This is a genomic window from Comamonas sp. 4034, from assembly GCF_050434545.1.
In the GTDB taxonomy this organism is placed as follows: Bacteria; Pseudomonadota; Gammaproteobacteria; order Burkholderiales; family Burkholderiaceae_C; genus Comamonas; species Comamonas odontotermitis.
The window spans coordinates 126,872-152,710 of sequence record NZ_JBNDIT010000010.1 but is presented as its reverse complement, the minus strand read 5'-3'; the positions used below and the strand labels follow the sequence as shown (position 1 = coordinate 152,710).

Here is a 25,839-nt window from a genome sequence, read left to right as displayed (position 1 = left end):
GACGCCGTGAACGGCTACGGAAATGGTTTTGGGGCACAGTGGTTGTCTCCTGTTTGCCATGAATCAAGTAGCGATGGCAGTGGTCTGCTCTGTAGGATGTAAGAACGTGTTTACGATCTCCTCGCGCCGCGACAGTGGGCTTGCGGGATGGGCTGCTAGGCGCAATACCGCAGCAATGGCCCCGCTATTGCGAGGATTTGCAACAACGCAGACCGCCCCTAGCCGGGCGCCCCTAACCGGGCGTCCCCAAGCCCACTGTCCCTCTGGGTTGGAATGAAATCGGGCGATTTCTGCGCGCTGACCCTTGCTTGCACCCCGGTGCAAGCTGCGGCCCATCGCTTCGAACTCATCCCGATTGCACTCCAACGCGGCTGCGTAGAGATCGTAAACACGTTCTAAGGGCAGCAACGGCTGCTGCACCTGCAATCACACTAGGTCGTTTTGTCAGTCGCGTCCAATATCAAATTGCTCTCAGCTGATATGTGCTGCAACAGTGGCTTTGCCCGTATGCTTGCTGGCAAACGATGCATGAGGAGCAAGCCATGAGCGCATTCTTGAAGTACGAACAATCCGGCCATGTGGTCACCCTGACCATGTGCCAGCCCGAGCGTCGCAATCCGTTGACTGGCAACACGGCGGTGGAGGAATTTCTCGCCGCCATCGAGAAGATCCGGGCCGACAGCACGGTGCGTGCCGTGATCCTGACGGGCGAGGGCCCGGCGTTCTCGTCTGGTGGTGATATCAAGACCATGCAGGAGCAGTCGTTTGGCGACGTGGACGGCATGCGCATCCGCGAGGACTACCGCCAGGGCATCCAGCGCCTGCCGCTGGCGCTGTTCAATCTGGAGGTACCGACGATTGCCGCCGTGAACGGCCCTGCTGTGGGCGCGGGCCTTGATCTGACCTGCATGTGCGACCTGCGTGTGGCGTCGGACAAGGCCAAGTTTGCCGAGAGCTTTGTGAAGGTGGGCATCATTCCGGGCGACGGTGGCGCCTGGCTGCTGCCGCGCGTGATCGGCATGTCGCGTGCAGCCGAGTTGTCGCTGACCGGCCGCATGATCGACGCTGCTACCGCGCTGCAATGGGGACTGGTGTCACAGGTGGTACCGCATGACGAATTGATGCAGGCCGCCCGTGCGCTGGCCGAAGAGATTGCAGCCAACCCGCCGCAGGTCACCCGCATGACGAAAAAGCTCATGCGCGAAGGCATGCACCAAAGCCTGGCATCCATTCTGGAGCTATCTGCAGCCTACCAGGCGCTGGCCCACCAGACCGCAGATCACCGCGAAGCGGTCAGCGCCTTTCTGGAAAAGCGCAAGCCGGATTTCAAGGGTTGAAGCAGCCTGCCAACCATACAGACATAAAAAAGAACAGATGGCCGCGCAATGCGGCCATCTGTTCTTGGACACCCTCTGGTTGAGCAAGCCTGGAGACCGAGGCAAACGGTCAGAGGCCCGTAGACCTTGGCACCGAAGCGGGTAACGCAGCAATTGCGATACCCGCCTGGGAGGAAAGCGCAGCACGGATGAGAATCGAGAGCGCGGCGCCTGCGTCTCTTGGTGCCAACCTGCCCAGCCTGTCATGGACGGTTGTAGACGATGGCAGGTAGCGAAAGGTGGCTGCCGGTAGCGCTTGAGGCTTCTCAGCAGTGCTGACGCTCCAGCCGTTCCAGTCGCTCCAATTCTGCGCAGATATCAGCCATCGAGCCGGTCATCGCCCAGCGCATGCCACGCTCGCGCTGCAGGCTGGCAGGCTTGGCCCAGTAGCGTTTGATGGAGGCATCATTGGCGGCCTGGGCGCTGCAGCGTTGCACCGACAGAAAGATATCGCTGGCGGCCACTGCAGTTGTCTGGGTGCGGCGACGGCTGGCGGGTTTGCGCGGCAGGCGGATACGGTCAATAGGGCGATCAACAGGGCCTTGCACCGGAGCGACAGGTTTGTCGTCCGGGGCGTCCAGCAGGCTCATCTGTCCCGTGGTGCTGCGCTGGGCGGCAGACGATGCAGACAGAAAGCAGTGCACCTGGGCTGCATGCTGGCCATCATTGGCTGCACCACGGTGGGCCTTGCGACCACGGCGCACTGGCAGAGTGGACAGGGTGCGGCTGACCATGTGGAAGATGGGCGAGCCAGCGACGAGAGAAAAGGGCGCGAGGGCGCGCAATGCTGCAGCGACGAGCATAGGAACTCCTTGTGTACGGGAACGACAGCAGGATTGCTCATGGCAGACGCCGGCCTCAGGGCAGTGAGATGGTTCCCACGGCGCCCGCTACCTGAAGCTGGGTCACATTTTTACGGCAGACGTGCTGTCTACATCAGCATCGTGTTGCGTATCAAGCCAACGGCGATGCCTTCAATCTCGAAGGGCTCGCCGGGCTGCACGACGATGGGCAGGTAGTCGGGGTTTTCAGCCAGCAGCTCGATCCCGTCCTTGGTGCGCTGCAGGCGCTTGACGGTGACATCGTCTCCCAGCCGGGCCACGATGATCTGGCCGTTTCGCGCTTCGCGTGTGGATTTGACAGCGAGCAGGTCGCCATCCATGATGCCCGCATCACGCATGGACATGCCGCGCACCTTGAGCAGGTAATCGGGCTGTTGTTGGAACAGGCTGCCTTCCACGCTGTAGGTCTGGTCGACATGCTCCTGCGCCAGAATGGGCGAGCCTGCCGAAACCCGGCCAATCAGGGGCAGCGACAGTGGCGCCAACTCCTGCACGATACGGCCCACACTCGCTGCCATGCTGGAAACCCCTGCGGAGAGGCCGGCCAGCGGCGAAGAAAACCGCGTGCCGCGCGCCGCATTGATGGAGCGCACCGTGTCATTATTGAGGCGGATGCCGCGCGAGGTACCGCTGACCAGTTCGATCACTCCCTTGCGGGCCAAGGCCTTCAAATGGTCTTCTGCCGAGTTGGCGGATTTGAAGCCCAGTTTGCTGGCGATTTCGGCACGGGTAGGGGGAGCACCGGTGCGCGAGATGGCAGTCTGGATCAGGTCCAGAATTTCTTGTTGGCGCGCGGTCAGTTTGGGGTGGTCTCGCATAAGATCTCCGTGTGATCTGTGGTGCCAGGTGCACTGCCAGTGGGCTGTGCATTCAAACACCTGTACATCAATCCAGTACCTGTATTTTTAACCAGTTTTTTCGGAGAGGCAAGCCTTGCAGCAAAAAATTTTGATCCTGGGCACTGGCGGAACCATTGCAGGTATGGCGGAAGATGCCGAGCACCCTGGTAAATACCGTGCGGCGCAGCTCTCCATCGGGGCCTTGGCGGCAGCGATCCCTGGCATTGAAAAGGCTGCTGGTGGCAGCCTGGATGCGCAGCAGCTTGCGCAAATCGATAGCAAGGACATGGACGACACGGTATGGCTGGCGCTGTTGCATGCATGCGACAAGGCACTGAACGACGATGCCGTGGCAGGCATCGTCATCACCCATGGTACGGACACGCTGGAGGAAACCGCATGGTTTCTGCACAGTTGTCTGGGGCGCCTGCCCAAGCCTGTGGTGCTGACATGCGCCATGCGACCGGCCAATGCCCTGATGCCGGACGGCCCCCAAAACCTCAAGGATGCCGTGCTTGCCGCAGCCGCACGCACTGCCGCCGGTGCGCCCTTGCTGACAGAGGTGGTTGCCATCACGGGTGGCGGCGAGTTGCACAGCGCCCAATGGCTGCAAAAAGCGCATCCTCACCGGTTGATGGCCTTCTCATCAGGTGAGCAGGGGGCTATCGGCTGGGTGGGGAGTGAGGGGGTGCGCCTGCGCGACGGCCAGGTGCCCGGCGGCTTGACGACTGCCAGGGCATCTCTCGCTGTGCCCAGCTTGCCTGCGCCAGAGGCCTGGCCTTGGGTAGAAATCATCACCAGCCACGCAGGCGCGCGAGCTGCTGCTGTGGATGCCCTGCTGGCGCAGGGTGTACAGGGCCTGGTGGTGGCAACCACCGGGGACGGCACGGTGCACGAAGCGTTGCAACCAGCCCTGGCGCGTGCCCGCAGCCAGGGCGTGCCCGTGTGGCTCAGCAGCCGCTGCAGTGAAGGCGTGATCAGCGGCGGCAGGCTGCCGGTGCATGCCGACCTGGGGGCAGAGCTTGCCGTGGCACTCAACCCTTACAAAGCACGCGTCAGCCTGCAACTGGCCTTGCTGGGCGCTTTGCGTTGATGAGGATTGCTATGAAAAAAGAAGCTGTTGGCGCTTGTTCCTTGGGCGCTGCAAGCCAATTTTCAGTAAATAACAGCAATCCTCTGGGGGCCAGCGGCCTGCACCATGTGGCCCTGATTGCATCGGACTATGCCCGCTCCAAGGCGTTCTATACCCATACCCTGGGTTGCACGGTGATTGCCGAGGAATACCGCGCTGCCCGTGATTCCTGGAAGCTGGATCTTGCCGTGCCCGGCGGCGGGCAACTGGAGCTTTTCTCGTTCCCATCGCCGCCACCGCGCGTGTCCCGGCCCGAGGCCTGCGGCCTGCGCCACCTCGCCATTGCCGTGCAGGCGGTGGAGGCTGCGCACACTTATCTGGTTTCGCAAGGTGTGATGTGCGAAGAGATTCGTCTGGACGAGGTGACAGGCAAGCGGTTTTTCTTTTTCAGCGATCCCGATGGCTTGCCGTTGGAGATATACCAGGCGTGATTGGGGGCTTCTGGCCATCAGCATGAACCAGGCAGACCTGCTTTCGAGAATTTTCGGGGAAGGATGCTGGCGTGCAATGGTTCGCCGGGCCGGTCAATCCGCCTGAGGGGCGGCGCGTCCATCGCGCACTGCCGCAACCACAATACCTACGGCGCAGGCTGCAAACAGCAATCCGGTCGGGATGCCGCCAATGGAGGTCATCAACCAGCCGTAGATTTCGGAGAGCAGGCCGATGATGCGGTTGCCGCTGTGCGTGCCCAGCTTGTTGCCGATGAAAGCGTTGAAAGACAGCACTGCAAAGACCAGTGCCAAAAAGGCGGTGACGATCCACTTCATGGGATTCTTTCCTCGTTTATTGGAATGAGAGCTTTTGGGAGGGAGATATCTGCCCTTGACTTGAATCAAGAGCGAGCAGCACCCATTACAGCAGGAAACCGTGCGGTGCTGTAGCTTTGCCGTGCGGCTGTTGCGTCGATGCCGCTTTTGGGCAAGAAAAAAGCCACTATCAAAAAGATAGTGGCTTGCGCTTGCTGCATGGGCGTGAAAGGCTTGAAAACCTCTCATCGCCGTGCAGTGAAGGGCAGATAGGCGGGTATCAGGCTTGCAGCGCTGCAATGGCGCGCTGGGTGATTTCCTCGACGCTGCCCAGGCCGCTGATGGCGCGGTACTTGGGAGCGGCGGCTGGGTCCTGCTGGGCCCAGTTGCTGTAGTAATCGACCAGCGGGCGGGTCTGGTTGCTGTAGACATCGAGGCGCTTCTTGACGGTTTCTTCCTTGTCGTCGTCGCGCTGCACCAGGTCTTCGCCGGTCACGTCGTCCTTGCCAGCCACCTTGGGAGGGTTGAACGTGGTGTGGTAGGTGCGGCCCGATGCAGGGTGGCTGCGGCGGCCGCTCATGCGTTCGATGATGGCATCGAACGGTACATCGATCTCCAGCACATAGTCGAGCTTGACACCGGCCGCCTTCATGGCATCTGCCTGGGGAATGGTGCGGGGAAAGCCGTCAAACAGAAAACCGTTGGCGCAGTCGGGCTGGGCGATGCGGTCCTTGACCAGGTTGATGATCAACTCGTCGCTGACCAGTTGACCTGCATCCATCACCGCCTTGGCTTGCACGCCCAGCGGGGTGCCGGCCTTGACGGCGGCACGCAGCATGTCGCCGGTGGAGATTTGGGGAATACCGTATTTTTGGCAGATGAACGCGGCTTGCGTGCCTTTGCCGGCCCCGGGCGCTCCCAACAGAATCAGTTTCATGACGGTCCTTGGAAATTAGAAAACTTGCACGGCAAAAGCGGGCCGCCAAGCCCGCTTTTACACAAAAAAACTGGGCTTGAGCATATCACGCATCAGGGGATTGTCACCAAAATGCAAGCTAATGTAGTGTCTCCGAATGTGCAATGTTACCCTGCCTTGAAACGGGTTCTCAGCATGCACCGTCTTGCTTACGAGGCGCTTGCATCCGGGGTGTCTGGTGCTGCGGGTTGTCCGCAAGGGCTGGCGCCCGATCACATCTGGGAGGCAAAGAACTGGCGTACGCGCACCAGGTCTTCGGGGGTGTCGACACCTGCTCCGGGTTGCCCCTGCGTGGTGTGCACGGCAATGCGGTAGCCGTGCCAGAGGGCGCGCAATTGTTCCAGCGCTTCGATCTGCTCGGTCGGCGCCTGGGCCAGCGTGGGAAAGAGTTGCAGGAAACTGGCACGGTAGCTGTACAGGCCCATATGGTGCAGCGGGGCGAAGCCGGGTGTACCGGTGGCATTGGGGTTCTTCCACCAACTGGCATTGACGTGCTCGCGTCCCCAGGGGATGGGCGCGCGGCTGAAATAGGCTGCAAGGCCCTTGGCATCCAGCACCACTTTGACCACGTTGGGGTTGAGCAGCGATTCCAGATCCGCCACGGGGTGGGCCACGGTGCCCATGCTGGCTTCGGGGCGGTCGGTCAGCAGCTGTGCGACGGCATCGATCAGTCCGGGTGCGATCAATGGCTCGTCGCCCTGCACGTTGACGACGATGTCGTCCCCCGTGAGGCCGAGCCGTTGGCAGGCTTCGGCCAGCCGGTCGCTGCCACTGGGGTGGTCTGCGGATGTGGGCACGGCCTGCACGCCATGTTCCTTGCAGGCTTCCAGAATGCGTGCATCGTCGGCGGCCACCACCACGCGCTGGGCATTGCTTTGCTGCGCGCGCTGGGCCACCCGCACCACCATGGGCAGACCGCCAATATCAGCCAGAGGCTTGCCGGGCAGGCGCGATGACGCCATGCGCGAGGGAATCAGAACGGTGAAAGGCGCAGGTGTGGAGACGGTTGCCATGGTGTGCCGGGTTGGAGAGGAGCAAAACAAAAAGGGTTGCACCCGACGGATGCAACCCAGAGGCGAAAGGCCATTGTAGCGACGGAGGCAGCGCTCCTGTCAGGGAATGATTGCCGGCGTCGGCGCATTGCTCGCGGGCACGCTCACGGCATCGGGTGCCAGCAGGATCTTTTCGACCGCGCGCAGCTTTTTGGCCTCGATGGCCTCGCGCAGGCGCGGCAGCAAAGCCACCAGTCCTTCATAACCCTGGGCTTTTTCCAGGGCCAGTTGCAGGCGGAAACCCTTGAGCCCGAGCTCGCTCACCAACTGGCTGGCGACTGGATAGGCTTTCATGTAGCGGTCTGTCGGGTCGCTGACCTGTGCTGGTGCAATGGTGTGGCGTGCTGCCTGCTGGCGCTCTTCAGCCAAGGAGGGCGAAGGGGCCGCAGAGGCAGGGGCAACGGGCTCATGGGCGGCACCGGGTGCTTCGGATGGATGGTTGAGCCAGCCACCCACTTCACCCGCCTGGGCCGGACGCAGCAGTTCCAGCAGGCCCTGTTGGATCAGCAGCTTGATATCTTCCAGCAGTTGCAGGCGGCCCGTGTTGCCGGGGAGCAGCTCAATGACCTGTTCGACGCTTTTGTTGCCATCGAACAGGATGAAAGCTGTACGCATGCGCGGAGGCAGGGCTGGGTCGCGTGCCCGTAGCGCCTCAAGGCCCTTGTCGGTCTTTTTCAGGATGAGGGTTTGCATGGCAATTCGCTGTCGGTGAAAAAGCCATCCCGCCATCAGTGGGCGGTTGGATGTGTCACGAAAATGTCAACGAATTGTGACCAACTGAAAGAAACTGTGTATTAGGGATTTTCCGGGGCCACGCTCCCGCATGGGTGCAGGCCGTTGATTGGCCTATGAAACAGCAGTGGCAAGTGCCTGCTTGCCAGGGGGCGGTGAACGCGGGTCAGACGCTTTCGCCAGGGGTTGCTGCGATGGCATCGATCTCATCGTCGGTCAGCGGGCGGGCTTCCACCTCCAGCATCACGGGAATGCCGTCGTGCACCGGGTAGGCCAGGCGGGCGCTGCGCGATACCAGCTCCTGGCGTTCGCGGTCATAGCGCAAGGGGCCTTTGGTGACCGGGCACACCAGCAGTTCGAGCAGTTTCGGGTCCATAACGGCAATCAATCCTTCTGTGGTTGGGGGGTGTGCGGAGCGGTTGGCAAGGCCAGCAGGCGCTCATGCACGTGCTGGGCAAAGGCGGGAGCAATCGCCACCTGCAGTGGCACAGCCAGGGCCTGCGGCGCGATATGCCACAACTTGCCTGCGTCCTTTTCGGTGCACAGCAACACGGGCTCCTCCATTGTATGTGCTGCACCGGCTGCTGCGGAATCTGCCAGCCCCAGCCGGGTCAGCAGTTGGGGGTCGGTCAGGTCGGCATGGTCGGGCAGGGCGTCGCTGCGCTCCTGCGACAGTCCGGCCGCATGCAGCATGGCAAAGAACTCCTGCGGGTAGGCAATGGCGGCCACTGCGCGGATGCGGCGCCCGCGCAGACTGGCCAGGGGAATGTGGCGGCCGTCCTTGGCAATGGCGAAATCGGCCAACTGGCGCTCTACAGGCCAGGCTGCAGCACCGCTGCGCAACAGATTGGCGGGTGGTTCGCCTGCATACAGGGCGATATCGAGCGGGCGTGGCCAGGGCTCGCGCAGCGGGCCGGCCGGCAGTTGCCAGCCGTTGCCCACGCCCTGGCGGTTGAATACGGCAATCTCCAGATCTCGCGCCAGAGCCAGGTGTTGCAGGCCATCGTCGCAGATGAGTACATCAATATCTTTATGTGCCGAAAGTGCTGCCTGCGCTGCATCTGCTCGTTTTTTTGCTACAAAAACAGGAACAGTGGTGCAGCTGGCAATCAGCAGGGGTTCATCGCCCATCTCGCGCGGATCGCTGAGCGCGGTCACTTCCAGCGCAGCAGGGTTGCCCGAGGTGGTTCGCCCATAACCGCGCGATATGACGGCCGGTCGCCAGCCCCTGGCCTGCAAGGCCTGCACCAACTCAATGGTGACGGGCGTCTTGCCCGAGCCGCCCGCGATCACATTGCCCACCACCACGGTTGGCACGGGCGCATGCCAGCTTTTGAGCACGCCCGTCCGGTAGAGGCTGCGGCGCAGGCCGCCCAGGCCGGCATGGATCCATGAGAGTGGCAGCAGTGCGCAAGCCAGCAGTCCCTTGCGCTGCCAGGCATCGGTGATGCGGGCAGAGAGGGGGCGGCTGGACAGGGGCTGGGATGCGTGTGGCGGGGGGGCAGTCATGCAGGCTGCATGCTAGCACTGCAGGGCTTCGTTGCTGAAGACCTGCAGCGCCGTTTATTTGCCTGCCGCCGATTGGGTGGCAAAGGTGACCTGGTTCAGGCCCACACGGCGTGCGGCCTCCATCACGGAGACGACCGCCTGGTGGGGCGCCATGGCGTCGGCGCTGATGATGATCACGCTGTCCTTGCCGGCAGTGGCAGCACTGCGCAGGGCGGCTGCCATATCGGCCACGGTCTTGCCTTCCAGAGCGGTCTTGTTGACGGCATAGCGGCCATCAGCCGCCACGGCCACAATGATTTCCTTGGGGCGGTCGCGCAACTGCTCGGCATTGGCGATGGGCAAGGTGAGCTGCAGCTCGGTGAACTTGCTGTAGGTGGTCGAGAGCATCAGAAAGATGAGGATCACCAGCAGCACATCGATGAAGGGGATCAGGTTGATCTCCGGCTCTTCCTTGGTGCGGGGGCGAAAGTTCATGCGCGGCTCCTGACGCGATCAGCCGCGGCGCAGCTTGTTCAGGTGGCGCAGGAACTGTTCAGCCGACAGCTCCAGCGTCAGGAGGTAGCCATCGACGCGGCTGCGGAAATAGCGCCAGAAAATCAGCGCAGGAATGGCGACGATCAAGCCGAAGGCCGTGTTGTACAGCGCGATCGAGATACCGTGGGCCAGCAGGGTGGGGTTGTTGCCGCCGCCGCTTTGCGAGCCGAAGATTTCGATCATGCCGATCACGGTTCCCAGTAGTCCTAAAAGAGGAGCAGCTGACGCAATGGTGGCAAGCGCCGTGAGGTATTTCTCGAGGTTCTGTGCAGCACGGCGGCCTGCGCTTTCCATGGTGGCGCGCAGATCGGCTTCGGAGATGCGGGGCTCGCTGTTGATGGCGCGCAAGCCGCTGGCCAGCACTTCGCCCAGGGCCGAATTCTGTCCCAGCTGGTTCACCACTTCCGCGCTGGGCACGCTGGTGGAGGAGACGGAAATCGCCTCCTGCAGCAGATTGGGGGGAGCTACCTTGGCCGTCTTCAGTGCCAGAAACCGTTCAACAATCAGCGCCAGGGCCAGGATGGAGCAGGCGATCAGCGGCCAAATCGGCCAGCCTGCGGCTTGAATAATGGAAAACAAAATCTCTCTCCGCTCGTTCTTTTCAGCAATGCATTATGGCGCAACGTGGCTTGCTGTCAGCCTAAAATCATGGCGGACGCGGCCTGTAGCCAACAGGGTACGGGCATTGGTGGCGCCAGGGGCCAAGTCTTCCACAGAATGTGTGGATAACTTTGTGGGCAATCTGTCATCAGCCGGAAAAATTGCTGAAAGCACGGGGTTTTTCTTAGATTGCTTAAAAAATAAGCTGATAAAAATATATATAAATCAATTGGTTGTACCTGTATTCGGCGCTTTGCGCTACAGACTATGACGGTGAGATGACGCACCCTGGCGCTTTGCCTGCTGTGGACTACTGCCCTGGCTCCTGTGCGGAACTGGATGGCAGGTCGTCTGGACGGGGGCCGGAAGGGCGGGCGTCGAAGAAGTTGCGAACAAAACCAACCGTGATGGCGTGCAATGTTGCTTTTTGGCGCTGGATGGTGGTGGCCGGGCCGATCTTTCTGTGTGGTATCGGTGAATATGCTATTGAAAATGTAGCTGTTTGCGCCTGTTGATTGGGCGCTAGAGGCAATTTATGAATGATTTCGACACCTCTCCCACCGCTGCTCCCCGCATCTGGGAAGTGGGCGCATTGTGCCGTGCGGTGGGCGATGCCTTGTCAGCCCGCTTCAACCCGGTGGCGGTGCGGGGAGAGCTGAGCGGCTTTTCACGGGCGGCCAGCGGCCACTGCTACTTCAATCTCAAGGATGTGAACGGCCAGATCCGCTGCGCCATGTTCAAGCGTGCGGCACAGTCGCTTGGATTTACCCCGCGCGATGGCGAACTGGTGGAAGTGGTGGGAAAGCTCGGCGTGTATGAACAACGCGGCGACCTGCAACTGGTGGTGGAGGACATGCGCCGTGCCGGGCAGGGCGCCTTGTTCGAGCAGTTTCTTCGCCTCAAGGCGCAGCTGGAAGCCGAAGGCCTGTTCGATGCGGCCCGCAAGCGCCCGCTGCCGTTGATGCCGCGCGGCGTTGGCATCGTCACCTCGCTGGGTGCGGCAGCGCTGCATGATGTGGTGACTGCCTTGCGCCGCCGTGTGCCGCAACTGCCTGTGGTGCTGGTGCCTGCGTTGGTGCAAGGGGGGCAGGCGGCTCCATCGATGGTGGATGCGCTACAGAAACTGTACCGGCTGGCAGATACGCAGATTGCGCTGGATGCAGGCTTGACGGATGAGGTTCCGGCAGCGGCCATCGACACCATCCTGCTGGTGCGCGGCGGCGGATCGCTGGAAGACTTGTGGGCTTTCAACGACGAGCAACTGGCGCGCACCATTGTGCAAAGCCCGGTGCCGCTCATCAGCGGCGTGGGGCACGAGACGGATTTCACCATCGCAGACTTCTGTGCCGACCTGCGCGCACCCACGCCAACGGCGGCAGCCGAGTTGGTGTGCCAGCCCCGGGACGTGTGGCTGGGCGCGCTTGATCTGGTACAGGAGCGCCTGGACGACGCGGTCGAGCGGCATATTGACCGCCAATTGCAGCGCCTGGACATGGCTGCACGCCAGATCGCCCGGCCCTCAGGCCTGGTGCACCGCCAGCAGCAGGGGCTCGATCGCAGCGCGCAGCGCCTGCAGGCAGCGGTGCAAAGCCAGCTGCATGGGCAGGACAAGCGCGTGCAGCATCTGGCCAGCACTTTTCCGGTGAGCGTGGCTCGCAGTCTGGAGCGGCAGGAACAGCATGTCGAACGCCTGGGGGCGCGGCTGGAGTTGCTCAATCCCAGGCAGGTACTCTCGCGCGGCTATGCACTGCTCACCGGCATGGATGGCCAGGTCATCCATTCAGTAACGCAGGCGACACCGGGCAAGGCCATGCATGCGGAACTGGCCGATGGCAGTGTGGATGTAGTGGCTACCCAGCGCTTGTTGGTGTGAGTGTGGGGCTGCCGGCTTTGTCGTGTAACGGTGCAGGCCAGATCCGAACGAGGCATGCCTGTGTTTGGGTGTGGTGGATTGTCGGCAACCGCTGACCCCATGCTGCCATGTCTGCATGCTATGGTGGCCATATGAATTTCTGTTGAACCCTATTGGTCATCAGGTCGATTTTCCTTTCTACAATCGACCGATGCCAGCGAAAGCGCGGCGCCCTTTGCGGAGCGCACGCTGCTGCCCATTTTGCAACCATACCAACCACGAGGAAACGACGATGGAACGCACTCTGCCACCCCTGCCTTATGCGCTTGACGCCCTGGCCCCTGCCTACAGCAAGGAAACCATGGAGTACCACTATGGCAAGCACCACAACGCTTATGTGGTGAACCTGAACAACCTGCAAAAGGGCACCGAGTTCGAAAACATGGAACTGGAAGACGTGGTCAAGAAGTCTTCCGGCGGTATCTACAACAACGCAGCCCAGATCTGGAACCACACCTTTTTCTGGAACTGCATGACCCCCAATGGCGGCGGTGTTCCAAGCGGCGCGCTGGCAGATGCCATCAACAAGAAGTGGGGCAGCTTCGACGAGTTCAAGAAGGCCTTCCAGGCATCGGCCGTGGGCAATTTCGGCTCGGGCTGGACCTGGCTGGTCAAGAAGGCTGACGGCTCGGTCGACATCGTCAACACTGGTGCCGCAGGCACGCCGCTGACCACTGCGGACAAGGCCCTGCTGACGGTGGACGTGTGGGAACACGCCTACTACATCGACTACCGCAACCTGCGTCCCAAGTTTGTCGAGACCTTCCTGGCAAGCCTGGTGAACTGGAAGTTTGCCGAAGCCAATTTCGCCTGATCCTCCGGCGCACAGCGGTTTGCTTTCCGGCAAGCACGAACGCCTCCGCAAGGAGGCGTTTTCTTTTTGCCCCTTTCAATGACGGGCAGGCGCTTCAGGACGATGCCTGCAGCAGGCGTATCAGCTCGCGCAGTGCAGCGGGCACATGGCGGCGGCTTGAATAGTAGAGGTAAAACCCCTCGGTCTGCGGACACCAGTCCTGCAGGACGCATTCCAGCCGGCCCGACGACAGTGCTTCGCCCACCATGCCGTCATAGACATAGGCCAGACCCATGCCGTCCAGTGCGGCCTGCAGAACCAGTTGGTCGTCGTCCAGCGTCAAGGGGCCGTTCACCGGGACTTCCATGGACTGCCCTTTTTTGGCGAACTCCCATGCGTAGGGGGCGCTGCCGGGAAAGCGGCGGTTGATGCAGGCATGTGCCGCCAGGTCGCGTGGGTGCTTGGGGCGACCATGGAGATCAAGGTAGGCGGGCGTGGCCACCACCAGAAAGCGGGGTGCAGGCCGCAGCGGCAGTGCCACCATGTCTGCTGCCACACGCCCGCCGAAGCGGATGCCGGCATCAAACCCGTCCCGCACAATATCCACCATGCGGTCGTCCGTGACGATCTCAAGCAGCACCTTGGGGCAGCGCGCGTGGAACGCCGCCAGCAGCGGCGCCAGCACCAGACGGGCCGCCTGCCTGGGAACATTGAGCCGCAGCGTACCCGATGGCGTGCCCCCCAGCTCGCGCACCTCGCGCAGCGCTCCCTGGATGTCCTGCAGCGCGGGGGAGAGCCGCTGCAGCAGCAGTTGCCCCGCATCGGTTGGCGTCACGCTGCGCGTCGTTCGGTTGAGCAGGCGCGTGCCCAGCACTTCTTCGACCTGCCGAAGGCTGTGGCTGAGGGCCGATGGCGTCACCCCCAACTGGCGCGCCGCCTTGCTGAAGCTGCACAGCTGGGCCACCCGCACGAAGGCGGCAAGGGCGTCGAGGCTGGCTTCGCCGGTCTCCGAGAGATTTTTCATTTGTGAATTTTGCTCAATGATTCATTAAATATTGTATGGATTATCAAATACAGTCTGCTGTCGCACACTGGGTCCGTTTCATTGAAAGGATCTGAAATGCAAATGAGGAAACTGGGCTCACAGGGTTTGCAGGTGTCGGCAGTCGGGCTGGGATGCATGGGTATGAGTTTTGCGTATGGCGATGCCGACGACGCGCAGTCCATTGCCACCTTGCACCGTGCGCTCGATCTCGGTGTGAATTTCTGGGACACGGCAGAGGTGTACGGGCCATTCACCAATGAGCAGCTCATTGGCCGGGCGCTGCAATCGCTCAAAGGGCGCCGCGATGAAGTCGTGGTGGCCACCAAGTTCGGCTTTGACATTGCCCCCGAGACGCCGCAGCAGCGCGGGGCGCAGCGCATGGTGGGGGTGAACAGCCGCCCCGCGCATATCCGTGCGGTTGTCGAAGCGTCGCTTGAGCGGCTGGGGATCGAGGCCATCGATCTGCTCTACCAGCACCGGGTCGATCCGGCTGTTCCGATAGAAGAGGTGGTTGGCACCATGGGCGACTTGGTGCGGCAGGGCAAGGTGCGCTTTCTGGGTCTGTCGGAGGTGTCGGCGGCCACGCTGCGCAAGGCGCATGCCGTGCACCCCATCTCGGCCGTGCAGTCGGAGTATTCGCTCTGGAGCCGCGAGCCTGAGGCGGAGGTGCTGTCCGCATGCGCCGAACTGGGCATCGGCTTTGTGCCCTACAGCCCCTTGGGGCGCGGCGCGCTGACCGGCAAGCTGCCTGCGCCGGGCGAGTTGTCCGAGGATGATTTCCGTCGCAGCCTGCCACGGTTTCAGGCCGAGGCCTGGGGTGCGAACCAGTCGCTGGTGGCCACCTTGCAGCGCATGGCGGCAGAGCGCGGCCTCACTGCAGCGCAGCTGGCTCTGGCATGGGTGCTGGCGCAGTCGCCATCCATCGTGCCGATTCCCGGCGCGCGGCGTGAGCAGCACCTGCGCGAAAACGCGCTCGCGGCCGACGTAGCGCTCAGCGATGCGGAGCTGCGCGAGATTGGCGCTGCGATGGACCCTGCGCGCGTACGGGGTGGCCGGTACACCGAAGCGGCGTTGGCCCTGGTGGACCGCTGAGCTTCGGGTGCGTTCTAGGTTCTAGTCCACGACCTTGCCGCGCAGCGCCTTCACATTGGCGCGCAGGCTTTTACCCTGCAGGCGGCGCTGCTGCGATCCCCAGGTGGGCTTGGTGGCGCGGCGCTTGCGGGGCACGGCAGCAGCCTGCGCGACCAGGGCGTTGAGGCGCTGCAGGGCATCCCACAGGTTGTGTTCCTGCGTGCGGTACTGCTGGGCCTTGATGACGATCACGCCTTCGGTCGTGATGCGGCTGTCGCTCAGGGCCAGCAGGCGTTGTTGCACGTCCTCGGGCAGGCGCGATGCCCGGATGTCAAAGCGCAGGTGCACGGCGCTGCTCACCTTGTTGACGTTCTGTCCCCCTGGCCCCTGGGCACGCACGGCGGTCCACTGCACATCGGACTCGAGCAGCTCCAGTGCAGCGGGGCGTGGGTTGGTCATGGTGGGTGTGTCGTTGTGGGGATTCACAAATGTGCAGCAGGCAGCGTGCATTATGAAGGCGGCGTGGTTTGTGACAGCACAGGAGGGGCACACACGGGCGCCTTGGGCGATCAATTCGCTGGGTCAACTCTTGTATAAGACTTAAAAACCAGCGACAATCCTTTCCTGTTGAATTCCGTATTGTGATATTGCATTGCGCCATTTATGGGATTACCCAGAGCTGGTTGCGGTGCGCGTCATAAGATGGCTTCACGCGGGCGTTTACGTATATAGAGGCAGACGAGACCACTGCCTTCAGCAGCAACGCTCCCCTGAACTTTTGCCACTTGAAAGACCAGATGACTACCCAGCAACCCACCATCATCTACACCCTGACCGACGAAGCGCCTCGCCTGGCGACCGCGTCGTTCCTGCCCATCGTGCGCAGCTTCGCGGGCGCGGCAGGCATCAATGTGGCCGAGAGTGATATTTCGCTGGCAGCCCGCATTCTCGGTGAGTTCCCTGAGTTCCTGACCGAGGTACAACGCGTTCCCAACAACCTGGCGGACCTGGGCAAGCTGACGCTGACGCCAGACGCCAACATCATCAAGCTGCCCAACATCTCGGCATCGGTGGGCCAGTTGCAGGAAGCCATCAAGGAGCTGCAGGACAAGGGTTACAAGCTGCCCGACTATCCTGAGAACCCCGGCACGCCGGAAGAAAAGGACATCAAGGCGCGTTACAGCAAGTGCATCGGCTCGGCCGTGAACCCCGTGCTGCGTGAAGGCAATTCGGACCGTCGCGCGCCTGCCGCCGTCAAGAACTACGCCAAGAAGCACCCCCACTCGATGGGTGAATGGAAGCAGTGGTCGCAGACCCATGTCTCGCACATGGAAGAGGGTGATTTCTACCACGGCGAAAAGTCCATGACCCTGGACAAGGCCCGCGATGTGAAGATGGTGCTGGAGACGAAGTCCGGCAAGACCATCGTGCTCAAGGACAAGGTCAAGCTGCAGGATGCAGAAGTGATCGATTCCATGTTCATGAGCAAGAAGGCCCTGCTGGCTTTCTACGAGCGCGAGATCGAAGACTGCCGCGAATCGGGCATCCTGTTCTCGCTGCACGTCAAGGCGACGATGATGAAGGTGTCCCACCCCATCGTGTTCGGCCACTGCGTCAAGATCTTCTACAAGGAAGCTTTCGAGAAGCACGGCAAGCTGTTCGACGAGCTGGGCGTGAACGTGAACAACGGCATGGCCGATCTGTACGCCAAGATCGACACGCTGCCCGCGTCGCAGCGCGACGAGATCATCCGCGACCTGCACAAGTGCCAGGAGCACCGTCCGCGTCTGGCCATGGTCGACTCGGCCAAGGGCATCACCAACTTCCATTCGCCCAATGATGTGATCGTGGATGCCTCGATGCCTGCCATGATCCGCGGCGGCGGCAAGATGTGGGCTGCCGATGGCAAGCCCTACGATTGCAAGGCCGTGATGCCTGAATCGACCTTTGCCCGTATCTACCAGGAAGTGATCAACTTCTGCAAGTGGCACGGCAACTTCGACCCCCGCACCATGGGCACCGTGCCCAACGTGGGCCTGATGGCGCAAAAGGCCGAGGAATACGGTTCGCACGACAAGACCTTCGAAATCTCCGAAGACGGCGTGGCCAACATTGTGGACATCGCCACCGGCGAAGTGCTGATGAGCCAGAACGTGGAAGCAGGCGATATCTGGCGCATGTGCCAGGTCAAGGACGCACCGATCCGCGACTGGGTGAAGCTGGCCGTCACGCGTGCCCGCAACTCCGGCATGCCTGCCGTGTTCTGGCTCGACCCCTACCGTCCGCACGAGTCCGAGCTGATCCAGAAGGTCAACAAGTACCTCAAGGAACACGACACCAGCGGCCTGGAAATCTACATCCTGTCGCAAGTGCGCGCCATGCGCTACACGCTGGAGCGCGCCGCCCGTGGCCTGGACACCATCTCGGTGACCGGCAACATCCTGCGCGACTACCTGACCGACCTGTTCCCGATCCTGGAGCTGGGCACCTCGGCCAAGATGCTGTCTGTCGTGCCTCTGATGCAGGGCGGTGGCCTGTACGAAACCGGCGCCGGTGGCTCCGCGCCCAAGCACGTGGAGCAACTGGTGGAAGAAAACCACCTGCGTTGGGATTCGCTGGGCGAGTTCCTGGCGCTGGCTGTGTCGTTCGAAGAGCTGGGCATCAAGAACAACAACAACCGCGCCAAACTGCTGGCCAAGACCCTGGACGAGGCTACCGGCAAGCTGCTGGACCTGGACAAGTCGCCATCGCGCCGCACCGGCGAGTTGGACAACCGTGGTTCGCAGTTCTACATCGCGCTGTACTGGGCCCAGGCGCTGGCCGCCCAGACCGAAGACAAGGAGCTGGCTGCCAAGTTTGCGCCTATCGCCCAGCAACTGGCCGATGGCGAAGCCAAGATCGTTGCCGAGCTGAAGGCCGTGCAGGGCAAGGCCGTGGACATCGGCGGTTACTACCAGCCCGATACCGCCAAGCTGGACGCCGTGATGCGCCCCAGCGCCACTTTCAACAAGGTGGTTGCGGAAATCTGAGACCTGTGAATAAGGTCTGACAAGCCCCGTGTCCTGCACAAGGCAGGGGCCTCCATAAAAAAACCGCAGTTTTCGGACTGCGGTTTTTTTATGCACTCAGCCATTGAAGTGGGTAAATTGTTTCTTTTTGCTATATTTTTATAGCAATTGACGCTCTACCATCAGGCGCTACAGGTATTTCATCTATGGGTATGCGGAGGCTGGCGCCCGCCAAACTTGCAGTGCCCGAGCCCTTACTGGCTGAACGGCTTGCCCCGCAGCTGCGCGCCTTCGGCAATACCCTTTTGCTTGAACCAGCCCTGGTTCATCTCCAGCACGTAACGCACGGGCTTGCGCGAGCAGTGCGAGTCTTCGGTCATGGGCTGCATGTCGGCGAGGTTGACGATGGTGCCGTCGTCGGCCACAAAGGCGGCGGTCAGTGGCAGCAAGGTGTTCTTCATCCAGAAGCACTGCATGGCGGGCTGTTCGAACACGAACAACATGCCTTCGGCGGCAGGCATTTCCTTGCGATGCATCAAGCCCACTTCGCGCTGGCGAGGGGTCTGGGCTACCTGGGCATGGATGCGGTGCATGCCGGCCGACAACTCGGTACGCTGCAGATTCATCTGCGGCTCGCCAGCCGTCTGGGCCGTGGCGGAAAGGCTGATCGCCGACAGGCCCAGGGCCAGGGCGACGGTGGAGGTGCGGGCAAGAAAATTCAGGCAGGACATAGGGAAACAGGGCCTTCTCAAAAAACGGGCAGCGCAAGGCGCCGTGGGGGTTTTATACACGATCTGGCTGCATCGTTGAACGAGATGCGCAGGCCCGATGTGCGCGACAGCAGAGGCTGCCATTGTCGATAGAATCCTTCGCAGCAACGCCGCTGCATGTACGCCATGGCATGCAGCGCTTCACGGTTCCTGATGATTCTGGAGAGAGGTTCCATGTCTTACCAACACATCCGCCTGCCTGACGGCGGCCAGCCCATCACTGCGCGCGAGGGCCATGCGCTGCAGGTGCCGGCGCAGCCCATCATTCCGTTCATCGAAGGCGATGGCGTGGGCCGTGATGTCACCCCGGTGATGCGCAAGGTGGTCGACGCTGCAGTGGCCAAGGCCTATGGCGAAGCCCGCCGCATTGCATGGATGGAGGTGTTTGCAGGCGAGAAGGCGACGCAGGTGTACGGTGCAGACCAATGGATGCCGCAGGAGACGCTGGACGCCATCGGCCAGTACCTCGTTGCCATCAAGGGCCCGCTGAACACGCCGGTGGGCGGCGGCATCCGTTCGCTCAACGTCACCTTGCGCCAGACGCTGGATCTCTACGTCTGCCTGCGCCCGGTGCGCTATTTTGCGGGCGTACCGTCGCCGGTGCGCGAGCCCGAGAAGACCGATATGGTCATCTTCCGCGAGAACTCGGAGGATATCTACGCTGGCATCGAGTTTGCCGCAGGCTCGGACGTAGCCGTCAAGCTGATCGAGTTCCTGCGCAAGGAGGTGGGTAGCCAGAAGATCCGTTTTCCCGAGACCTCGGGCATCGGCATCAAACCCGTCTCGCGCGAAGGCAGCGAGCGCCTGGTGCGCAAGGCCATCCAGTACGCCATCGACCATGACAAGCCCAGCGTCACCCTGGTGCACAAGGGCAATATCATGAAATTCACTGAAGGGGCCTTCCGCGACTGGGGCTATGCACTGGCGCAGAAGGAGTTCGGTGCCGAGCCCATCGACGGCGGCCCCTGGCTGCGGCTGAAGAACCCCAAAAACGGCAAGGAGATCATCGTCAAGGACGTGATTGCCGATGCCTTCCTGCAGCAGGTGCTGCTGCGCCCGGCCGATTACTCGGTGATCGCCACCTTGAATCTGAATGGCGACTACATCTCGGACGCGGTGGCGGCGCAGGTTGGCGGCATCGGCATTGCGCCGGGCGCCAATATGTCGGACAGCGTCGCCGTGTTCGAAGCGACCCACGGTACGGCGCCCAAGTATGCGGGCAAGGACTATGTGAACCCCGGTTCGATGATTCTGTCGGCCGAGATGATGCTGCGCCACATCGGCTGGACCGAAGCTGCCGATCTCATCATCCGCTCGATGGAGGCCACCATCGAGTCCAAGCGCGTGACCTATGACTTTGCCCGTCTGATGGATGGCGCCACGCAGGTGAGTACCTCGCGTTTTGGCGATGAGATGATTGCCAATATGTGAGGGATGGGGGCAGCGAGCGCCATCGCCATGTGCCCCTGTGAGCCAGCTTGAAGAACCAAAGGCGCCCGCACACGCAGCGGGCGCCTTTCTTTTGCGCTCTGCCAGCGCCAGGGTATGCAAGCGCTGCTGTATGGCATGCCTGCCCGAGGCTCGGTGGCACCACAGATGCGGGCAAAAAAATGCCAGCACTGAGGCTGGCCAAGGAGGGGTTCTGTGAAAACCGATGAAGGCATGATGCCCGAAATCGGCAGGGCAGTGCAGCCAAATTTGTTTAAGTTGGTGACTATCGTTTGCTTGGCTGTTACAAGCGCGGAGGCTGACTATCAGAGGTTCTTTTTCACTTCCTTGACGGCATCCTTGGCGGCCTGCTTCACATCGCCTGCGGCCTTCTGCAGTTCACCTTCGGTCTCCAGTGCCTTGCCTTTGGCAATCTGCTCTGGGCTGTTGATGGCCTTGCCAATGCCAGCCTGTGCTTCGCCCGCCAAATCCTTGATCTTGCCGACCACTTGATCCTTGTTCATGCAAACTCCTTCAGATGCGTTGGGGATGGATTGCATTGTGGGTTGGCGGGGGCGCAGGCCATGTCAGCCATGCCAACACATGGCTGTGCGGGATGGCCGACATCGTTAAAACTAATTACAAATGGGGCGGGTGCGGAGCCTTTCACGCGGGTGGCGAATCGCTCTTGAGCGGGCTGTGGCTCTGCAGCACTTGCTGGTAGGCCTGCAGGTGGACGGATTCCTGCTGCAGGTAATGGGCAATGGCGCGGGCAAACTGCGGCTCGGCCACCCAGTGCGCGCTGGGCGTTGAGAGTGGCAACAGCGCGCGTGCCATCTTGTGCTCGCCCTGGGCGCCGCCTTCAAAGTGAAGATAGCCATTGGCAATGCACCATTCGAGCGGCTGGTAGTAGCAGGCCTCGAAATGCAGGTTGTCCACGCGCTCGATGGCTCCCCAGTAGCGGCCATAGGCGGTAGGCTCCAGCGGCCCGCTGGTGCAGCCTTGCAGCCCGCTGATGGCGACCAGGCTGCAGGCGATGGCCCGGTTGTCGCGTTCGGCGACGAACAGCAGCCAATGCTCGGGCATGGCATTGCGCATCGCTTCAAAGAAGGCGGGGGTCAGGTAGGGCGCGTTGCCGTGTTCCAAGTAGGTTCGCTCATAGCATTCGTAGAAGAATGCCCAGTCGGCGGCAGTGATCTGGCGGCCCGTTGCGTGGCGGAACGTTACGCCGGCGTCGCGCACCTTGCGCCGCTCCTGGCGGATTTTCTTGCGCTTTTCCTGCTGCAGCTCCGCCAGAAAGTCGTCGAAATCGGCATAGGGCGCAGCGCCGTCATTTTGCGCGTTGCGTGCATGGCGGTTGTGCCAGTGGAACTGCACGGTCTCGCGCTGCATCAGGCCTGCCTGCTGCGCGGCCTGCAGATCGGCGGCATCGGCAAACAGCAGGTGCAGGGAAGACAGGCCTTGCTCGCGGCACCAGGCAGTCGCCGCGTGCAGCAACGTGGCACGCAGCGCAGGGCGTACCACCAGCAAGCGGCTGCCGGGTACCGGGGTGAAGGGCACCGCAGCCACGGCCTTGGGGTAGTAGTGCAGGCCGTGGTCGGCATAGGCCCGCGCCCAGGCGAAGTCAAACACGTACTCGCCGTAGGAGTGGGTTTTGGCGTACAGCGGGCAGGCGGCTACGAGGGCGTCACCTTCCCACAGAGTGATGTGGCAGGGCTGCCAGCCTGTTTCCGTCGTGGCGCTGCCGCTGTCCTCCAGCGCCTGCAGATAGGCGTGGCGCATGAAGGGGGTGGGCCGGGCCTGCAGGGCCAGCAGGCCATCCCAGGCGGCGGCATCCACATCGGCCATCCGGTGCAGCACTTTCAGTTGCAGGGAAGCGGGCGAAGAAAGGGTCATGGCCCGATTGTGGCGGCTGTGCCGTGCCTGCGCCGGGGTGCGGAAATCAGGCGAGGCGCCGCACCAGGTCTGCCAGCGCCTGTACCTCGTCGCTGGTGGACGACCACGATGCAACAAAGCGCACCACCATCTCGTCGGTCGCCAGGGCCATGCCGGGCGGAACGCTGGTGTCGTACCAGTCGGCGCAGCGCACGCCGTGGGAGACCAGTTGTGCATGCAGCGCGCGCGGCAGAATGGCAAACACCTCGTTGGCCTCGGCGGGCCAGGCCAGGCGCGCCGCCTGGGTTGCCATCAGGGCATCGGCCAGGCTGCGCGCAGAGGCATTGGCCTGGCGGGCCAACTGCAGCCAATGGCCGTCCTGCAGCCAGGCGCAGTATTGCGCTCCGATCAGCCGGCTTTTGGACACCAGTTGCCCGGCGCGTTTCTGGCGGATGCGGAAATGCTCGGCCAGCGCCTCGTCAAAAAACACTACGGCTTCGGCCATCAGCGCGCCATTTTTCGAGGCCCCCAGGCTGAGCACATCCACCCCTGCCTTGCAGGTGATGTCCGCCGGGTGACAGCCCAGGGCGGCCACCGCATTGGCCAGGCGTGCACCGTCCATGTGCAGGCGCAGGCCCTTGGCGTGGGCGCTGGCGGCAAGGGCGGCCACCTCGTGCGGCCGGTAGACCAAGCCGTTTTCCGACACCTGCGAAATGCTCACTGCGCTGGGCAGCATGTTGTGCGGCGGGCTGGCCGGGTAGCTGGCCAGAAAGCGGTCCAGATCGTCAGCCAGAACCTTGCCGCTGCCGGTGGCGAGCGGCAGGAGGCGGGCGCCGCCGGTAAACCATTCGGGCGCACTGTTCTCATCTACCGCGATATGGGCCATGTCGTGGCAGACCACCGCGTTCCAGGGCTGGGCGATGGTAGAGAGCGCCAGGCAGTTGGCGGCGGTGCCGGTGGCGACGAAAAAGGCTTTCAGTGGTGTGTCGAAGGCCTCACACAGCATCTGCTCGGCGCGCGCGCACCAGTCGTCGTTGCCATAGGCGGACTGGATGCCGCTCGCGGCCTGCACCAGGGTCTGCAGGATGGCCGGGGAGACGCCGGCCTGGTTGTCGCTGCCAAAGTTCATTGTCATCAGGGGTTTGCTGGGGAAGGCTGTGATTTTGCCTGGGTAAACCCATTTCGGGGTGCACCTGCCTGACAGGCCTGCCTTGGCTGATTTGCCTGACTGCAGCCAACGAGCCAGGTTGCGACTGGTTTTCGCGCTAGACTCATAGAACATATCAATGCTCTCATCGCGCCGCAACGCGAATGCGGCGGCGCGGAGACAGGCAGGCACGTTATTCGCTGCACCAGGTTCATAAAGCACCATGTCCAACTTTTCCATCGCCAGCGCCCAGCTCAATTTCGTTGTGGGCGATATGCAGGGCAACGCCCGCAAGATCATTGACGCGGCAGCCGAGGCCGTGGCCCAGGGTGCGCAGCTGTTGCTGACACCCGAGCTGGCCATTTGCGGTTATGCGGCCGAAGACCTGTTCCAACGCCCCTCGTTCCTGGCTGCCTGTGAAGTGGCGCTGCAGACGGTGGTGGATGCCTCCAGCCAGTGGCCGGAGCTGACGATCGTCGTGGGCCACCCCAAGGCCGCCCTGCATGCACCGCATGGCCGCTGCTACAACGTCGCCAGCGTGGTGCGCGGCGGCCAGCTGCTGGCCAGCTACCGCAAGCAGCTGCTGCCCAATTACCGCGAGTTCGACGAGACGCGCTATTTTGTCGAAGGCGCGCAGACCTGCGTGTTCGATGTGGCGGGCACCCAGGTGGGCCTGCTGATCTGCGAAGACGCCTGGGCCAGCCAGCCCGCACGCGCTGCCAGGGCTGCAGGCGCGCAGGTGCTGGTGGTCATCAATGCATCGCCCTTCCAGATGGACAAGGTAGGCCAGCGCGAGCAGGTGGTGGCCGAGCGTGTGCGCGAAACCGGTTTGCCGCTGGTGTACACGCACCTGGTCGGCGGGCAGGACGAACTGGTGTTTGACGGCCATTCGTTTGCGATGAATGCCGATGGCAGCGTGGCGGCACGCGCGCCGGGTTTTGACGAAAAACTGCTGCTCACCTACGTCGATACTTCAGGGCCTGCTATCAAATTGTCTGGTGAAATCGCTCCGCAGGGCGATACCAACCAGCAGTTGTGGCATGCACTGGTGCTGGCGGTGCGTGATTACCTGGGCAAGAGCGGCTTCCCCGGTGCGGTGCTGGGCCTGTCCGGCGGCATTGATTCGGCGCTGGTGCTGGCCATTGCGGTGGATGCCATCGGCGCGGACAAGGTGCGCACGGTGATGATGCCTTCTCCCTATACCGCCGACATCAGCTGGATCGATGCGTGCGACATGGCCAAGCGGCTGGGCGTGCAGTACGAAGAGATTTCGATCGCGCCGATGTTCGAGAGCTTCAAGGCGGCGCTGGCGCAGGATTTTGCGGGTCGCCCCGAGGACACGACCGAGGAAAACCTGCAGGCGCGCATTCGCGGCACCTTGCTGATGGCGCTGTCCAACAAGTTCGGCTCCATCGTTCTGACCACCGGCAACAAGAGCGAAATGGCCACTGGCTACTGCACCCTGTATGGCGACATGGCAGGCGGCTTTGCCGTGATCCGCGATGTGCTCAAGACCCGCGTGTTCGAGCTGGCACGCTGGCGCAATGCGAACGACCCCTTCGGCACGGGGCGCGAGCCGATTCCTGAGCGCATCATCACCCGCCCGCCCAGCGCCGAACTGCGTCCCGATCAGAAGGACCAGGACAGCCTGCCACCTTACGAGGTGCTCGATGCGATCATCGTGCGCTACATGGAGCAGGACGCCGATATCGACAGCATCGTGGCCGCAGGCTATGCGCGCGCCGATGTGGAGCGCGTGGTGCGCCTCATCCGCGTCAACGAATACAAGCGCCGTCAGGCTGCCGTGGGGCCGCGCCTGTCGGCACGGGGCTTTGGTCGCGACTGGCGCTACCCGATCACGAACGGTTTTCGCGGGTGAATCTGCCTGCCCATGTGGGCGCGGAGTTCTTGACGCACAATAGCTGCAGTTGCCGTGTGGCCGTGACACGCGGTGTATGTTTGGCCGATCCGAGGAGTGACCTATGAAAATGATTACCGCCGTTATCAAACCCTTCAAGCTGGACGAGGTGCGTGAGGCCTTGGCCGATGTGGGCGTGACGGGTTTGACGGTCAGCGAAGTCAAGGGTTTTGGCCGCCAGAAGGGCCATACCGAGCTGTACCGTGGCGCGGAGTACGTGGTCGATTTTCTGCCCAAGGTCAAGATCGAAGTGGCCGTGAAGGACGAGGACGTGGACCGCTGTGTCGACGCCATCGTGAATGCTGCCCGCACCGGCAAGATTGGCGACGGCAAGATTTTTGTGACCGAAGTCGAGCGCGTGATCCGCATCCGCACCGGCGATATGGACGAGGCTGCGGTCTGATGCGCATGCGCAACTGACCCTTTGGCTGCACCGTGAAGTGAAAGGCGCCTTGCTTGCAAGGCGCTTTTTTGTTGGCGGATGCTATGAAAATAGAAGTGCTTAGCGCTTACTTCGTGCACTCTTCAGATCAG

Annotated in this window: 27 protein-coding genes; 11 read left to right on the top strand and 16 right to left on the bottom strand. The window is 62.2% G+C overall.

Features of this window, described 5'->3' with window-relative positions; translation table 11 throughout:
* The first annotated feature begins 542 nt into the window (after window positions 1-542).
* Window positions 543-1,337 (top strand): crotonase/enoyl-CoA hydratase family protein, encoded by a 795-nt coding sequence (locus ABIE32_RS12915; RefSeq protein ID WP_395026040.1) that lies wholly within the window; start codon window positions 543-545, stop codon window positions 1,335-1,337.
* A 305-nt stretch (window positions 1,338-1,642) separates the two neighbouring features.
* Here the strand turns inward: ABIE32_RS12915 and ABIE32_RS12910 are convergent, their stop codons facing one another.
* Window positions 1,643-2,179: a hypothetical protein gene (locus tag ABIE32_RS12910; protein ID WP_429016669.1), complete on the bottom strand. Its 537-nt coding sequence runs from the start codon at window positions 2,177-2,179 to the stop codon at window positions 1,643-1,645.
* Between the two features lie 128 nt (window positions 2,180-2,307).
* Complete coding sequence (lexA, locus tag ABIE32_RS12905) at window positions 2,308-3,036, bottom strand: transcriptional repressor LexA (RefSeq protein ID WP_224149557.1); 729 nt, start codon at window positions 3,034-3,036, stop codon at window positions 2,308-2,310.
* Window positions 3,037-3,151: 115 nt separating this feature from the next.
* Here lexA and ABIE32_RS12900 point away from each other — a divergent pair, with 115 nt between their 5' ends.
* Both ABIE32_RS12900 and gloA2 read left to right on the top strand, forming a co-directional pair.
* Complete coding sequence (locus ABIE32_RS12900; RefSeq protein WP_429016667.1) at window positions 3,152-4,150, top strand: asparaginase; 999 nt, start codon at window positions 3,152-3,154, stop codon at window positions 4,148-4,150.
* Window positions 4,151-4,161: 11 nt separating this feature from the next.
* Window positions 4,162-4,620 carry an SMU1112c/YaeR family gloxylase I-like metalloprotein gene (gene gloA2 / locus ABIE32_RS12895; RefSeq protein ID WP_429016665.1) on the top strand — a complete coding sequence of 153 codons (459 nt, stop codon included), beginning with the start codon at window positions 4,162-4,164 and terminating at the stop codon, window positions 4,618-4,620.
* A 93-nt stretch (window positions 4,621-4,713) separates the two neighbouring features.
* Here the strand turns inward: gloA2 and ABIE32_RS12890 are convergent, their stop codons facing one another.
* The 8 genes from ABIE32_RS12890 to ABIE32_RS12855 all read right to left on the bottom strand — a co-directional run bounded on the left by ABIE32_RS12890 (window position 4,714) and on the right by ABIE32_RS12855 (window position 10,317).
* Complete coding sequence (locus ABIE32_RS12890) at window positions 4,714-4,956, bottom strand: hypothetical protein (protein ID WP_429016663.1); 243 nt, start codon at window positions 4,954-4,956, stop codon at window positions 4,714-4,716.
* A gap of 259 nt (window positions 4,957-5,215) precedes the next feature.
* Window positions 5,216-5,872, bottom strand: a complete 657-nt coding sequence (adk, locus tag ABIE32_RS12885; RefSeq protein WP_429016661.1) for an adenylate kinase — start codon at window positions 5,870-5,872, stop codon at window positions 5,216-5,218.
* Window positions 5,873-6,123: 251 nt separating this feature from the next.
* Entirely contained in the window at window positions 6,124-6,924 is an 801-nt protein-coding gene (gene kdsB / locus ABIE32_RS12880) for a 3-deoxy-manno-octulosonate cytidylyltransferase (RefSeq protein ID WP_429016660.1), read from the bottom strand.
* Between the two features lie 99 nt (window positions 6,925-7,023).
* On the bottom strand, window positions 7,024-7,656 hold the full coding sequence (locus tag ABIE32_RS12875) for a hypothetical protein (protein WP_429016658.1): 633 nt from the start codon (window positions 7,654-7,656) through the stop codon (window positions 7,024-7,026).
* 205 nt (window positions 7,657-7,861) lie between these two features.
* Complete coding sequence (locus ABIE32_RS12870; RefSeq protein ID WP_429016655.1) at window positions 7,862-8,071, bottom strand: Trm112 family protein; 210 nt, start codon at window positions 8,069-8,071, stop codon at window positions 7,862-7,864.
* Window positions 8,072-8,079: 8 nt separating this feature from the next.
* The gene (gene lpxK / locus ABIE32_RS12865; protein ID WP_429016653.1) at window positions 8,080-9,204 is read right to left on the bottom strand and encodes a tetraacyldisaccharide 4'-kinase; all 1,125 of its coding nucleotides are present in this window, start codon (window positions 9,202-9,204) and stop codon (window positions 8,080-8,082) included.
* A gap of 54 nt (window positions 9,205-9,258) precedes the next feature.
* Window positions 9,259-9,678 carry an ExbD/TolR family protein gene (locus ABIE32_RS12860; protein ID WP_224149547.1) on the bottom strand — a complete coding sequence of 140 codons (420 nt, stop codon included), beginning with the start codon at window positions 9,676-9,678 and terminating at the stop codon, window positions 9,259-9,261.
* A gap of 18 nt (window positions 9,679-9,696) precedes the next feature.
* On the bottom strand, window positions 9,697-10,317 hold the full coding sequence (locus ABIE32_RS12855) for a MotA/TolQ/ExbB proton channel family protein (RefSeq protein ID WP_224149546.1): 621 nt from the start codon (window positions 10,315-10,317) through the stop codon (window positions 9,697-9,699).
* On the opposite strand from ABIE32_RS12855, the gene ABIE32_RS12850 reads away from it, so the two are divergent.
* The 3 genes from ABIE32_RS12850 (at window position 10,307) to ABIE32_RS12840 (ending at window position 13,064) form a co-directional block, all read left to right on the top strand.
* Window positions 10,307-10,609 (top strand): hypothetical protein, encoded by a 303-nt coding sequence (locus tag ABIE32_RS12850; protein WP_429016650.1) that lies wholly within the window; start codon window positions 10,307-10,309, stop codon window positions 10,607-10,609. The two genes, ABIE32_RS12855 and ABIE32_RS12850, sit on opposite strands and share 11 nt — an antisense overlap.
* Window positions 10,610-10,873: 264 nt before the next feature.
* Window positions 10,874-12,211, top strand: a complete 1,338-nt coding sequence (gene xseA / locus ABIE32_RS12845) for an exodeoxyribonuclease VII large subunit (RefSeq protein WP_429016648.1) — start codon at window positions 10,874-10,876, stop codon at window positions 12,209-12,211.
* Window positions 12,212-12,482: 271 nt separating this feature from the next.
* On the top strand, window positions 12,483-13,064 hold the full coding sequence (locus ABIE32_RS12840; protein ID WP_429016646.1) for a superoxide dismutase: 582 nt from the start codon (window positions 12,483-12,485) through the stop codon (window positions 13,062-13,064).
* 94 nt (window positions 13,065-13,158) lie between these two features.
* Here the strand turns inward: ABIE32_RS12840 and ABIE32_RS12835 are convergent, their stop codons facing one another.
* The gene (locus tag ABIE32_RS12835) at window positions 13,159-14,067 is read right to left on the bottom strand and encodes a LysR family transcriptional regulator (RefSeq protein ID WP_224149542.1); all 909 of its coding nucleotides are present in this window, start codon (window positions 14,065-14,067) and stop codon (window positions 13,159-13,161) included.
* 96 nt (window positions 14,068-14,163) lie between these two features.
* Here ABIE32_RS12835 and ABIE32_RS12830 point away from each other — a divergent pair, with 96 nt between their 5' ends.
* Window positions 14,164-15,180 carry an aldo/keto reductase gene (locus tag ABIE32_RS12830; protein ID WP_429016644.1) on the top strand — a complete coding sequence of 339 codons (1,017 nt, stop codon included), beginning with the start codon at window positions 14,164-14,166 and terminating at the stop codon, window positions 15,178-15,180.
* Window positions 15,181-15,201: 21 nt separating this feature from the next.
* Here the strand turns inward: ABIE32_RS12830 and arfB are convergent, their stop codons facing one another.
* Window positions 15,202-15,618: an alternative ribosome rescue aminoacyl-tRNA hydrolase ArfB gene (gene arfB / locus ABIE32_RS12825; protein ID WP_224149540.1), complete on the bottom strand. Its 417-nt coding sequence runs from the start codon at window positions 15,616-15,618 to the stop codon at window positions 15,202-15,204.
* A gap of 338 nt (window positions 15,619-15,956) precedes the next feature.
* Here arfB and ABIE32_RS12820 point away from each other — a divergent pair, with 338 nt between their 5' ends.
* Window positions 15,957-18,188 carry an NADP-dependent isocitrate dehydrogenase gene (locus tag ABIE32_RS12820; RefSeq protein WP_429016642.1) on the top strand — a complete coding sequence of 744 codons (2,232 nt, stop codon included), beginning with the start codon at window positions 15,957-15,959 and terminating at the stop codon, window positions 18,186-18,188.
* A 233-nt stretch (window positions 18,189-18,421) separates the two neighbouring features.
* Here the strand turns inward: ABIE32_RS12820 and ABIE32_RS12815 are convergent, their stop codons facing one another.
* Window positions 18,422-18,898: a DUF192 domain-containing protein gene (locus ABIE32_RS12815; protein ID WP_429016640.1), complete on the bottom strand. Its 477-nt coding sequence runs from the start codon at window positions 18,896-18,898 to the stop codon at window positions 18,422-18,424.
* Window positions 18,899-19,111: 213 nt separating this feature from the next.
* On the opposite strand from ABIE32_RS12815, the gene icd reads away from it, so the two are divergent.
* Complete coding sequence (icd, locus tag ABIE32_RS12810; protein ID WP_429016637.1) at window positions 19,112-20,368, top strand: NADP-dependent isocitrate dehydrogenase; 1,257 nt, start codon at window positions 19,112-19,114, stop codon at window positions 20,366-20,368.
* Window positions 20,369-20,691: 323 nt separating this feature from the next.
* On the opposite strand, the gene ABIE32_RS12805 is transcribed toward icd, so the two are convergent.
* The 3 genes from ABIE32_RS12805 to ABIE32_RS12795 all read right to left on the bottom strand — a co-directional run bounded on the left by ABIE32_RS12805 (window position 20,692) and on the right by ABIE32_RS12795 (window position 23,375).
* Entirely contained in the window at window positions 20,692-20,889 is a 198-nt protein-coding gene (locus ABIE32_RS12805) for a CsbD family protein (RefSeq protein WP_224149536.1), read from the bottom strand.
* A 142-nt stretch (window positions 20,890-21,031) separates the two neighbouring features.
* Complete coding sequence (locus ABIE32_RS12800) at window positions 21,032-22,261, bottom strand: GNAT family N-acetyltransferase (protein ID WP_429016635.1); 1,230 nt, start codon at window positions 22,259-22,261, stop codon at window positions 21,032-21,034.
* Between the two features lie 46 nt (window positions 22,262-22,307).
* Window positions 22,308-23,375 (bottom strand): threonine aldolase family protein, encoded by a 1,068-nt coding sequence (locus ABIE32_RS12795; RefSeq protein WP_429016633.1) that lies wholly within the window; start codon window positions 23,373-23,375, stop codon window positions 22,308-22,310.
* A 235-nt stretch (window positions 23,376-23,610) separates the two neighbouring features.
* On the opposite strand from ABIE32_RS12795, the gene ABIE32_RS12790 reads away from it, so the two are divergent.
* Both ABIE32_RS12790 and glnK read left to right on the top strand, forming a co-directional pair.
* On the top strand, window positions 23,611-25,266 hold the full coding sequence (locus ABIE32_RS12790; RefSeq protein WP_429016631.1) for an NAD+ synthase: 1,656 nt from the start codon (window positions 23,611-23,613) through the stop codon (window positions 25,264-25,266).
* 103 nt (window positions 25,267-25,369) lie between these two features.
* Window positions 25,370-25,708, top strand: a complete 339-nt coding sequence (glnK, locus tag ABIE32_RS12785) for a P-II family nitrogen regulator (RefSeq protein WP_224149532.1) — start codon at window positions 25,370-25,372, stop codon at window positions 25,706-25,708.
* Window positions 25,709-25,839 lie beyond the last annotated feature (131 nt).

Coding starts and splice junctions, on each gene's coding strand:
- ABIE32_RS12910 (WP_429016669.1), bottom strand. CDS start 2,179: ATGCTCGTCGCTGCAGCATTGCGCGCCCTCGCGCCCTTTTCTCTCGTC.
- lexA (WP_224149557.1), bottom strand. CDS start 3,036: ATGCGAGACCACCCCAAACTGACCGCGCGCCAACAAGAAATTCTGGAC.
- ABIE32_RS12790 (WP_429016631.1), top strand. CDS start 23,611: ATGTCCAACTTTTCCATCGCCAGCGCCCAGCTCAATTTCGTTGTGGGC.
- ABIE32_RS12915 (WP_395026040.1), top strand. CDS start 543: ATGAGCGCATTCTTGAAGTACGAACAATCCGGCCATGTGGTCACCCTG.
- gloA2 (WP_429016665.1), top strand. CDS start 4,162: ATGAAAAAAGAAGCTGTTGGCGCTTGTTCCTTGGGCGCTGCAAGCCAA.
- ABIE32_RS12835 (WP_224149542.1), bottom strand. CDS start 14,067: ATGAAAAATCTCTCGGAGACCGGCGAAGCCAGCCTCGACGCCCTTGCC.
- ABIE32_RS12800 (WP_429016635.1), bottom strand. CDS start 22,261: ATGACCCTTTCTTCGCCCGCTTCCCTGCAACTGAAAGTGCTGCACCGG.
- ABIE32_RS12805 (WP_224149536.1), bottom strand. CDS start 20,889: ATGAACAAGGATCAAGTGGTCGGCAAGATCAAGGATTTGGCGGGCGAA.
- ABIE32_RS12830 (WP_429016644.1), top strand. CDS start 14,164: ATGCAAATGAGGAAACTGGGCTCACAGGGTTTGCAGGTGTCGGCAGTC.
- glnK (WP_224149532.1), top strand. CDS start 25,370: ATGAAAATGATTACCGCCGTTATCAAACCCTTCAAGCTGGACGAGGTG.
- kdsB (WP_429016660.1), bottom strand. CDS start 6,924: ATGGCAACCGTCTCCACACCTGCGCCTTTCACCGTTCTGATTCCCTCG.
- ABIE32_RS12840 (WP_429016646.1), top strand. CDS start 12,483: ATGGAACGCACTCTGCCACCCCTGCCTTATGCGCTTGACGCCCTGGCC.
- ABIE32_RS12820 (WP_429016642.1), top strand. CDS start 15,957: ATGACTACCCAGCAACCCACCATCATCTACACCCTGACCGACGAAGCG.
- icd (WP_429016637.1), top strand. CDS start 19,112: ATGTCTTACCAACACATCCGCCTGCCTGACGGCGGCCAGCCCATCACT.
- ABIE32_RS12870 (WP_429016655.1), bottom strand. CDS start 8,071: ATGGACCCGAAACTGCTCGAACTGCTGGTGTGCCCGGTCACCAAAGGC.
- ABIE32_RS12815 (WP_429016640.1), bottom strand. CDS start 18,898: ATGTCCTGCCTGAATTTTCTTGCCCGCACCTCCACCGTCGCCCTGGCC.
- arfB (WP_224149540.1), bottom strand. CDS start 15,618: ATGACCAACCCACGCCCCGCTGCACTGGAGCTGCTCGAGTCCGATGTG.
- ABIE32_RS12860 (WP_224149547.1), bottom strand. CDS start 9,678: ATGAACTTTCGCCCCCGCACCAAGGAAGAGCCGGAGATCAACCTGATC.
- adk (WP_429016661.1), bottom strand. CDS start 5,872: ATGAAACTGATTCTGTTGGGAGCGCCCGGGGCCGGCAAAGGCACGCAA.
- lpxK (WP_429016653.1), bottom strand. CDS start 9,204: ATGACTGCCCCCCCGCCACACGCATCCCAGCCCCTGTCCAGCCGCCCC.
- xseA (WP_429016648.1), top strand. CDS start 10,874: ATGAATGATTTCGACACCTCTCCCACCGCTGCTCCCCGCATCTGGGAA.
- ABIE32_RS12875 (WP_429016658.1), bottom strand. CDS start 7,656: ATGCAAACCCTCATCCTGAAAAAGACCGACAAGGGCCTTGAGGCGCTA.
- ABIE32_RS12850 (WP_429016650.1), top strand. CDS start 10,307: ATGGAAAACAAAATCTCTCTCCGCTCGTTCTTTTCAGCAATGCATTAT.
- ABIE32_RS12890 (WP_429016663.1), bottom strand. CDS start 4,956: ATGAAGTGGATCGTCACCGCCTTTTTGGCACTGGTCTTTGCAGTGCTG.
- ABIE32_RS12795 (WP_429016633.1), bottom strand. CDS start 23,375: ATGACAATGAACTTTGGCAGCGACAACCAGGCCGGCGTCTCCCCGGCC.